The following is a 10,471-nucleotide window of genomic DNA, read 5'->3' as shown; positions in this document are numbered from 1 at the left end:
AACAGACTAAAGTCCATAACACAACACTAGGGTGATATTCTTGCGAATCTCACCCTAGTTATTAATTCAATTCCAGAAAATTTTAATGGATTTCTTTATCTAATAACCCACTACATATTTTTCATAAAAGACTAATTAAACACTATCCTTCTAAATGCAATATTTTCTCAATTTTATCTACATATCTCGTTATTATCTTAATTGTATATTTTAACACTGGAACCCAATACCGATTTGCAATATTTAACAAAACAAAAACATAAATATATGTTGCAAGTGGGGTTTGTAATGCAAGTGTTATTCCAAAAATAGATAAGAAATGCCAAACCAACATTTCTATCATATATTCACTTCCACAAAGATAAAGTGAATTTTTTCCTATATCATTAAACATTTTCACATTTTGAATTATATTCGCTATAATAATCCAAAACCAAATAACAATTAAGGTTTCTATAATTGGTATAAATCGATTTATAAATTTAATATTTCTAAATTCCCCCAATAAATTTACCCCGAAAAATAAAACCACTGTGTAAAATACTGTTCCACATGTTGTAACTATCAAAAATATTTTATTTTTCAAAGAAGAATCTGTTAACAATCTATTTATTTTCTCAAAAGATACATATCCTAGAACAAAATAGATTATATAATATAACATACTACTAATATTATAAAAATCAATATGGATTTTAGATGCCATCAAAAAACATGTGAGTCCTAATGCCAATAAAATAACTTTATTTTGGATTTTTTTAATAAATTGAAATAATATGCTCATTATAAATAAACATGACAAAAACCATAAGCCCGCTGCAAAAAATGTATTTCTTACACATCCTCGTAAAACTAAATATATGTATTCTTTTACATTTCCTAAATTTTCATTTAAAGTTATAACTTTGATAAAAATATCAAAGATTGCGAACATAACAAAAGGAATCCATAGATTTTTTATTTTCTTCCAAATATTTTTTTTAATCGAAGTTTCCTTATTTAACATTTCTGTACAACCAGCTAAAAAGAAAAATAATGCTACATGATGAGTGAAAACAAACTCATATGCCAAACCAGATTTTTCAAAAAAATGTCCTAAGTATATTTCAAACATCCCTATAAACTTCAAGGTATCAATCCAATGTACCCTTTGTTCCCCCGCTTCTTTTTTTACACTTGCCATACCTTACTCTCCTATTTTTACACTTTATACGTTTGGATCTGTAGGATCCCATGTTTGCCATGAAGGAATTTTAATTGTATTCGGTTTCCCTAATGGTCCCGGACTTGTTGCATCATAAATAGTAACTTTTGTTTTCAATGAGCAATTATCATAAATCCATTTTGCATCTCGTACACACAATCTAACACATCCATGTGACGCCGGCTGCCCTAACATATTATAATCTTTTGCATTCAAATTATAACTTGTCATATTTTTCCCTGCCACTGAATGAAAAAGAATATTTCCGGTAATTCTTGTACAATATTGTCCGTAAGACGGTCCCATTAATGTATGCCACCTGTATTTTGCCGGAGTATAAAAAGTTCCGACAGGAGTAGGTGTATTCGGTTTTCCCACTGAACAGGCAAACCTTTTCACCGGAATAATGTAACCGTTATTCCCGTCTTTCGCATAAACAGTTACTGTACAGGCACTTCTATTTACTTTAATATAATAATTTGACTGTTTTGGAAGAATACCGTCTAAATCTAACTGTTTAACACCGTTTTTATAATAAAACTTATATCCTCCCTCATAATACCAGCCATTTTTGAGATTCTTCACTTCTATCCTAACACTTTTTGTTTGAACTTTTCCATTTGCTTTTACATCAATTATAATATAATAAGTTCCTTCTTCCGAAGGCGTCCAATTAATACTGGATGAAGAAGAAAATTCTTTAATTACTCCCCATTTTTTCCAGTTATCTTTTTGCCATACATATTTATATTGTAATTCACCTTTTCCACCGGTAATCTCAGGATATACATTTACCGTCTGTCCTTTTGAAATAGTTGTACTTGTAGATTTTGCAGATAAATATTTATGCCCTCTTACCTTAACCGTTTCTGCATCAAATGTGACTCCTCTATTATCTTTGATGTCAACATAAATATTATATTCTTTATCTTTTTCTATTGGAATTTCTATATGATTTTGTGTTGAAAACTCCTGAACAACTTCCCAATCTTCCCAACCGTTTCCTCTGCGACATACAAATTTATATTGCAAACCGTCAGTTTCTCCCGATGTTTTTGCTTCTACCTTGAGAGTGTCCCCTACAAATCTATCTGGCCTTCCGTAAATTTCCAATTTATCTAATTGCCACGGTGCCTCTAACACCTCATATTCTTTTGTTATTGTTTTCTTTCTTCCGTCCACGTCTTTTATATCAACATAAATTGTATAGATACCTGCTTTTTTCGGATACCAGTTGTCTGTTCGATTAGAATTTCCAAATTCCTGAAGTACTCCCCATTCTTTTCCCCAATCATCTTCGACAGATCCCTTTTTCCAAACAAACTTATATTGCAGATTTTCCGTTTCTCCTGATGCCTTTGCCTCAATAGGTATCTTCGTATATACCTGTTCTTCTATTCCCTCATTAACAACAATCTCTTCCGCATTCCACAACTGTGTAGCAACAAAATAATCCAAAGATTTTGTTCTCGTTTCACCATCACGATCTTTTACATCCACATACAGTTTATACTTTCCACTCTTTTTCGGAGTTTTCCATACTGCCTTATTTTTTTCCGAAAGTTCTTGAATTACTCCCCATTCTTTCCAATCATCTTTCTGCCATACAAATTTATACCGAAGCCCCTTTGTATTTCCACTCATCTCCGCCTGAATTTCTACCGTTTCCCCTTTTTTCTGTATATCTTCAGGAGTTGTCTTTATCTCCTCATATTTCCAGTTTACAGGAATTATCTTATACGGTATCGTTTTGGTTATTATTGTTCCATCGACATCCTTTACGTCCACATAAATCGTATACTCTCCCACACTGTCCGGTTTCCACTCCGCTGTATTTTTTGTTGAAAGTTCTTGAATTACTCCCCATTCTTTCCAATCATCTTTCTGCCATACAAATTTATATTGAAGTCTTTGCGTATCCCCAGAAGTTTTTGCCGTAATACTTATTGGTTCTCCATATTTTTCTTGTGGTGATACATAGTCTGTTACTATTTCGTCATATTTCCAAATATCTGTTTTTACATTATATTCTTTACTCTTTGTAATTACATCTCCGTCCTGATCTTTTATATCGGCAATAATAGTATACTTTCCTATTTTTTTAGGTGTAAATGACACTTCTCTTTCTTCCGAAAATTCTCTGATAACCCCCCACTCTTTCCAGTCATCTTTCTGCCACACATATTTGTACCGTAAACCGCTTCCATTCCCCGATACTTCTGTTGAAATTGTAACTTCTTTATTCCTTTTCAACCCATATTCTTTTGGTAATAAGCCACTATAATTCCATTTGTTTTTTACTATCGTATATTCCCTGCTCAAACTTTCCGTCTTTTTCCCCGGTTCTTTTACATCAACATATATGTAATACTTTCCTGAAGTTTTCGGTTTCCAATTCACTGTCTTTTCTTTAGAAAAATCTCTAATTATTCCCCATTCTTTCCAGTTATCTTTCTGCCACACATATTTATATAGTAAATTCTGATTTTCACTTTTTACATTTACCGAAACATTAATACTCTCTGAAACTTCCTGTGGAGATACTTTATCAAATTTTAAGCCTTCTAATTTCCAGTCTTCTTCACTCACACTCTGAACTATTTTCTTTTCTCCCCGATTATCTTGTGCATAACTCAAGTTTCCTAATGTTGTAACACACAAAGTAACAGCTAAAATAAAACTAACCGTCTTTTTCCTCATATTATTCACCTCTATTGAACATTAAATACTTTATTGACTGTTTTCACATTCCCTGCTGCATCCTTTACATCTACTATCATTGTGTATTGTCCTTTTCCGTTCGGTTTCCATGACATCATTGAATTTCCACTAAAGTCTTTTATCACTCCCCATTCCTTCCAGTTATTCTTCATCCACACATATTTGTAGGCAAATCCATTCGTATTCCCCTGAATAATTGGTTTGATTTCTAATTCTCCATTCTGTTTTTTATTCACCGAAACTTCATTATATGCCCATTTACCTACTTTTATCTGTATCGTTTTTGTTTTTGCCGGAGTATTTCCCTGTTTTACGTCAACGCATATTGTATACGTCCCCTCTTTCTTAGGTATCCAGTCTGTATTATTTTTAGTGGAAAGATCTTGTATTACTCCCCACTCTTTCCAATTATCCTTTTGCCATACAAATTTATATTTCGTATTGCTGTCGCTACCTCCAACCAGTGCTTTTATGTTGACTTTACCTCCCACATTCTGATTTGTATTCGGCTGTAATTGTATTGTTACTTCTCCTGCACTTTTTACGGTAAATATTTTAGGATAACTTGCTGTTGCTCCGTCACTATCTTTCACATCCACATAAATCGTATATGTACCACTTTTCTTCGGCGTCCATTCCGCAGTATTTTTTGAAGAAAACTCCTGTATCACTCCCCATTCTTTCCAATTATCTTTTTGCCATACAAATTTATATTTTAACCCTGCTGTATTTCCATACACTTTCGCTGTCAATTTTATCTTCTCTCCTGCTATCTGAGGAGATGGATTATCTGCAGCAATTTCAGAAAATGTCCATTTTCCTTTTTGAACATAATAATTTGATGTTTTAGTCGCCGCATTTCCACAATCATCTTTTATATTTACAATAATCTGACAGTCGCCTGACACTTCCGGAATCCAATTTACCGTATTAGAGGTCGAAAAATCTCTAATTACGCCCCATTCTTTCCAGTTATTCTTCTGCCATACAAATTTGTATTGTAAATTCACATTATCTTCTGTAACTTTCTTCATATTTTGCGTGATTTTAATTGTATTTCCAATTTCCGCTCCAGTAGGACTAAATACCGTGTTCTGTACTTCCCATGCTTTTTCTACAATTCGGTATGCCTGTCTTCTTGTACTAACAAATCCCTCTTTATCCTTTACATCTACAATAAGTTCATACTCTCCCGTTTTTGTCGGTATCCAAGTCGCACTATTCGTAGAAGAAAAATCTCTAATCACTCCCCATTCTCTCCAATTATCCTTTTGCCACACAAATTTATATTGCAGACCTGTAGTTGTTCCCTTTACATCTGCAGATAAGTTAATCCGTGCTTTCAATGCACTTGGGGATGTTACGCTTGTTTTCACCCCTGTATAACTCCAATTTTTGATTTGATATGGAATACTGACTGTAACGACCTTTCCTAGTTTATCTTTTACATCCATTAAAATTGTATAGTTTCCTTCTGCTTTTGGAGTCCATGTCGCATAATCTGTTGAAGAAAAATCTTTTATTACTCCCCACTCTTTCCAATCATTTTTTTGCCATACAAATTTGTATTGCAACCCCGTCTTGTTCCCGCTTATATTTGCACTCACCTTTATGGAAGTATCATATAATTGCGGAGAAGAAGGATTTGTATCAATCGTATTTACTGACCATGCTGACTGTCCATCCGACACAATCTTCAAATAATCCGAACTCAAATATGCATACATATTTGAAAAATTATACACTCCGCTACTTGAATTAATTCCTGTTCGTCCGCTATTCAACACCGGCTCACTCTGAATTTTATAAAACTTATTTACAGGATTTTTATCCAAAACCAAAAAGGCACAGTTTGCATTTTTTTTCGTCTTATAAAATGCTGTCGAAGACGTTGTACTTTCTTTTCTTACATTTACTGTGTTTGACGGATAAATCGTATCTTTAATTCCAATTGTGTATCTACGGACATCTTTACTACCGCCATTACCATCTAAAAGCCATGCCATTGCTGCCGCTTTCTCTCCCCAATATGGGTCAGAAGCGTACTTTACATTCATTCCGCTTGCCTTATTTCCCAGAAAAGCACCGTAATATTTCCAATTCTGTGGGTTCAAGTATTCTTTTGACAACCATTTTTCACCGTATTCTTTAATGCACTGAGATACGCTAGCGAAATAATTTGCACTCTGCCCCGGAGAAGAATCTACCGCATTCAACCCGAATAAATTGTTTTTTGTCTTTGCAATATTGCTTGTTCCCCATGCACTTTCATTTGCTGCAATTCCCACCATTAAAATCGCATTTGCTCCGTATGTATTCTGCGTTCTGACAAAGTCATCACCCATATCACGCATTTTCGATGTGGAACTTACTTTATTATTAATTATTGTGGCAAAACTGCTCTCACTGTAACTTGTTTGACTTCTTAAAGGAAGATACTGAAAATAATTATAAAACGGTGTATTCGGATTTACCGAATATGTTCGTGTCTTCTTATTATAATCATCAATCATGTTTCCGAAATTAGATTCTGTATAAAAATAATGTCCGTCATAACTGTAATAATTCACTCCCGATTTTAAATACGACGGTGCCGGACCATTATCTAATGTACTTCCCGAAGCTGCATTATTAATATTCGTGGCAATTTTATGATATAGACGATTATTTGATACATAGTAATAACTGAGTGATTTTGCACTGGATTTATTTACAACCTGCACTTCACTCGCATTCACCGTACCAATAACTCCCGCTAACATAAATCTGACTTTCCCACTGCCTGTTTGTCCAAGATATACTGCATCTGCCGCATATGGTCCATAAGTATAACCTGCTATTCCTGTTTCTTCTTCAATGTAATCCGTTGTTTGTCCTGAAGGTTTTATATTAAAATTGACAATCTGTGGAGTAGCCGCATAAAAAGAAGTACCCTCCTCTTCTACTACACCGCTTTCTTCTTCTGCATAACTTGGCATTCCGGTTAGACTGCCTACAATCAACGCCGCTGTAAGAACCCCTGCTACAAACCGTTTTCCTATCCTTTTTATCATTTTATATTCTCCTTTTCTCTTCCCCTAAAACAACTTCTCCGGATACACTCCCTGCTCCACAAGATTTTTAATTGATGTCACTACAGACTCTTTATCTTCCTTATAAGTTACTCCAAACCACTTATCATGAGATTTCAACACTTTTACATCAATCTCACCATCCTCTAAAAGTCCTCCGATAATTGTCGGAAGAAGATATTCTGCTTTCAAGTTGCTCTCTTCTACATTTTCCAGAAATTCTATGAAACCATTTTCTAACACATGGAAGAAATCCTGATGTAATCCCCACATATTCATAGATACAGGCGCATGTACATCTACCGGAATAATTTCTTCTTCTGTTCTGATTCCTGCACCATCTTCTGTCTTTTCGATATTAGATGTTTCAACAATATCCGTCAGCATTCCTTTTTCATCTACCTGACAAATTCCTCGTGTAACACCACCATTTTCACTTAATGTATTTCCAAGAACAAATCCAATCATAGATGCCTGTACTTTTTCACTATCTGCCTTTTCCTCTGTTAAATACCGGAATGCCTCTCTATATGCTTCTTTTCCATAATAATCATCCGCATTGATAACTAAAAACGGCTCATTTACTACATCTTTACAACATAAAATAGCCTGTCCCGTTCCCCACGGTTTTGTTCTCTCTGCAAATTTCGTCTGAAATTTTTCTGGAATATCCATAAGTTCCTGATAAGCATAAGCCACTTCAATTTCTTTTTCAATTCTGTTACCGATAACTTCTTTGAAATCTTTTTCTAAGTCTTTGCGGATAACAAAAACAACTTTATTAAATCCTGCCTGTTTCGCATCATATATAGAATAATCCATAATAATTTCCCCATTCGGTCCAATAGGTTCTAACTGTTTAATTCCTCCACCAAATCTACTGCCAATTCCTGCTGCCATAATAACTAATGTTGCTTTCTTCATCTTTATAACCTTTCCTTTATCATCCTAATATTGCTTCTAACTATAGTTTTAACATAATTCAAGAGAGCATTCCACAGATTTCTCTATAAAATGCTCTCCAAATTTTTCCTTCTAGTCTTCCAGTTCTTCTTCTACAAGGCGAGCCATTGCTTCTAATGCCTTCTCTTCATTTTTACCTTCACAGATAATTTCAATTTCATCCCCCTGTTTAATACAGGCTGCCAAAACGCTTAATACACTTTTTGCGCTTCCCGTTGTAGCCCCTACATGAAATGTAATTTTGCATTCCTCAAACTCCGCCGCCTTTCTGCAGAACATTCCGGCGGGTCTTAAATGAAGTCCTGTCGGATTATTTATTTTTACTTTCTTGCTAACCATTCACTTCTCCTTTCTTCTGGAGTAACTATTTCTGTTGCCCCGTAAGGACAACCGGAACTGTCACATTTCCAACAAGGGTACAGCCCGGCGGCAATTCTGCCTGCAGTGGAACAGTTATTGTTCCCGCCGTTGTATATTTCTGTAAATCTACAAATACCTTCGGCGCTTCCGTCAGTTTTTCTAATGCAGCCCTCGAACCTTTCACCTGAATTTCTATATTCTCTATTGTTCCTATATTCGCTTTCAAACCTGCCAGAGCATTTTCCAAAATAATATTATTAGCAGGAATACTGAATGCTTTCGTACCGTATTTCTCAACCGAAATCGTAACAATAATCGTTCCCGCCGTATCATCAACTAATTGCAATTTCTTTGGCAAATATTTACTCACATCTACTTTTACCTCGGTTGTTTCTGAAATATTATTCATCTTCAACGCTGTGGCAGGAATATCTATAACATCCAACTCTTTTATGGCGTCCGCCTCACCTGCTACAAGAATCTTTTTCGGCTCATAGAAAATATTTCCGAGAGTATACCCTGACGCCGTACTTATATCCGACATATCAAAACGAAGTGGTATTTCTTTCGTCTTTAATATTTCAACATCCACTTTCACTCCCTCTTTTCCTAAATTATTATCGAAAAGAGCCTGATCAATTACTTTTTCGTTTTCATCATACAGAATTAACTCTGCGTCCACCTGTCCGCTGGAAGAAATTCCTGATACATCTGCTTTTGCCACAACTTTCTTCACACGGTTAATCTGCGACTCGCCGCCCGCCAATGTGATAAATTCCGGATTTGCTGTCGTACTTCCGATTACATTTCCATCTCGCGGTGTTCCAATTGTTGTCACACTAACCGGAAACTTCTTAGTTGTACTCGCCTCTATTTCAATATCAAGATTTTTCGGCGTTGTATACGCATCCTGATACTCTCCCTCAAATCCTACTATAGTCACTTCTGTAGGCAGTGTTGCCTCGGTCAGTGAATTTGTCACTCTGTCCTTAATATCTGCTGTTACGATAATATCAGACGATTTAATTTGCGAAAGTACTTTACGTCTTGCACTTACCGTTACATTTACCGTATCTTTATCATCCACAATTGTATAGGTGCTAGATTTAGACGTAAATATTTCTTCATGAAGTACTTTTACCGGAACATTTCTGAAAGTAATCTCTGCAATCGGGTCATCAATATTGACAACCAAAAGCCACAGCACAATCGCAAAAAGAAGCGACAAAGCTTTCAGACCGAAGTTATTTTTCAATCTTTCTTTCATCTTTCGCCCTTCCTTTCCACAATCTGCTCAACCCACGTTTTTTCTGTTCATCAACTTTTCTGCTTATTTGATTTAATTTTTCCGTGAGTTGTCTTTCATTAACGTGTCTTACAATTCTTCCTCCCTGTGCATATGACACTGCTCCTGTTTCCTCAGAAACAACTATAATCAATGCGTCGCTGACTTCGCTCATTCCAACTGCCGCACGATGTCGTGTTCCCAAATCTTTACTTAAATTGCGGTTGTCTGAAAGAGGCAGATAACAAGTTGCCGCCACAATTCTATCTCCCCTTACGATAATCGCACCATCATGAAGCGGTGTATTATGTTCAAAAATATTAATCAAAAGTTGACTGGAAATAACGCTGTCCAAACGTATACCTGTCCGTTCATACTCCGTCAGTTGAATGGCATCTTCCACAACAATCAACGCACCCGTTTTCACCTTTGCCATCTCAAATGTTGCAGTTACAATACCGTCTATTGTTTCCTGACTGAATTTTTCTTTTTCCTTTGACTTGTCAAACGGAACAACTGCACTCAATAAATTTCTCTCCCCCAATTTTTCGAGTGCTCTTCTAAGTTCCGGTTGAAATACAACGACCGTAACCGTTGCCAAAACCCCTATTGAATTTTTCACAAGCCACAATATTGTGTTCATCTGAAATATTGCAGCGACAGAAATGAATACGGCAAGCACAAGCATTCCCTTTAACAACATCCACGCTTTTGTATTTTTAATCCAAAGCGCTATCTCATACACGATAAAAGCAATGATAATAATCTCAACTACGTCCGTTACCGTTATATGAGGTACATATGAAAAATATTCGTTCATTAATTGTGCTATCCATTCTTTCATCTCGTCACCTCCCCTTTGTAATC

The 10,471-nt window shown here is 35.5% G+C and carries 7 protein-coding genes; all 7 read right to left on the bottom strand.

Going from position 1 to position 10,471, the window contains the following annotated elements; genetic code table 11:
* Window positions 1–142: 142 nt before the first annotated feature.
* Window positions 143–1,183 (bottom strand): acyltransferase family protein, encoded by a 1,041-nt coding sequence (locus ACYPXO_RS04360; protein ID WP_459639457.1) that lies wholly within the window; start codon window positions 1,181–1,183, stop codon window positions 143–145.
* A 24-nt stretch (window positions 1,184–1,207) separates the two neighbouring features.
* Window positions 1,208–3,904 carry a L,D-transpeptidase family protein gene (locus ACYPXO_RS04355; protein ID WP_459639456.1) on the bottom strand — a complete coding sequence of 899 codons (2,697 nt, stop codon included), beginning with the start codon at window positions 3,902–3,904 and terminating at the stop codon, window positions 1,208–1,210.
* 11 nt (window positions 3,905–3,915) lie between these two features.
* Window positions 3,916–6,978, bottom strand: a complete 3,063-nt coding sequence (locus tag ACYPXO_RS04350) for a triple tyrosine motif-containing protein (RefSeq protein WP_459639455.1) — start codon at window positions 6,976–6,978, stop codon at window positions 3,916–3,918.
* Window positions 6,979–7,002: 24 nt separating this feature from the next.
* Entirely contained in the window at window positions 7,003–7,920 is a 918-nt protein-coding gene (locus ACYPXO_RS04345; protein WP_459639454.1) for a nucleotidyltransferase family protein, read from the bottom strand.
* 111 nt (window positions 7,921–8,031) lie between these two features.
* On the bottom strand, window positions 8,032–8,298 hold the full coding sequence (locus ACYPXO_RS04340; RefSeq protein ID WP_459639453.1) for an HPr family phosphocarrier protein: 267 nt from the start codon (window positions 8,296–8,298) through the stop codon (window positions 8,032–8,034).
* 25 nt (window positions 8,299–8,323) lie between these two features.
* Window positions 8,324–9,586 (bottom strand): CdaR family protein, encoded by a 1,263-nt coding sequence (locus ACYPXO_RS04335; protein WP_459639452.1) that lies wholly within the window; start codon window positions 9,584–9,586, stop codon window positions 8,324–8,326.
* A complete protein-coding gene (gene cdaA, locus ACYPXO_RS04330; RefSeq protein ID WP_459639451.1) occupies window positions 9,564–10,448 on the bottom strand; it encodes a diadenylate cyclase CdaA in 885 nt (294 codons plus the stop codon). The genes ACYPXO_RS04335 and cdaA overlap by 23 nt, the downstream gene beginning before the upstream one ends.
* Window positions 10,449–10,471 lie beyond the last annotated feature (23 nt).

The sequence above is a fragment of the Faecalimonas canis genome, assembly GCF_054601575.1.
Note: the sequence above shows the minus strand (reverse complement) of the source record. Positions and strands in the feature narration are given on the sequence as shown.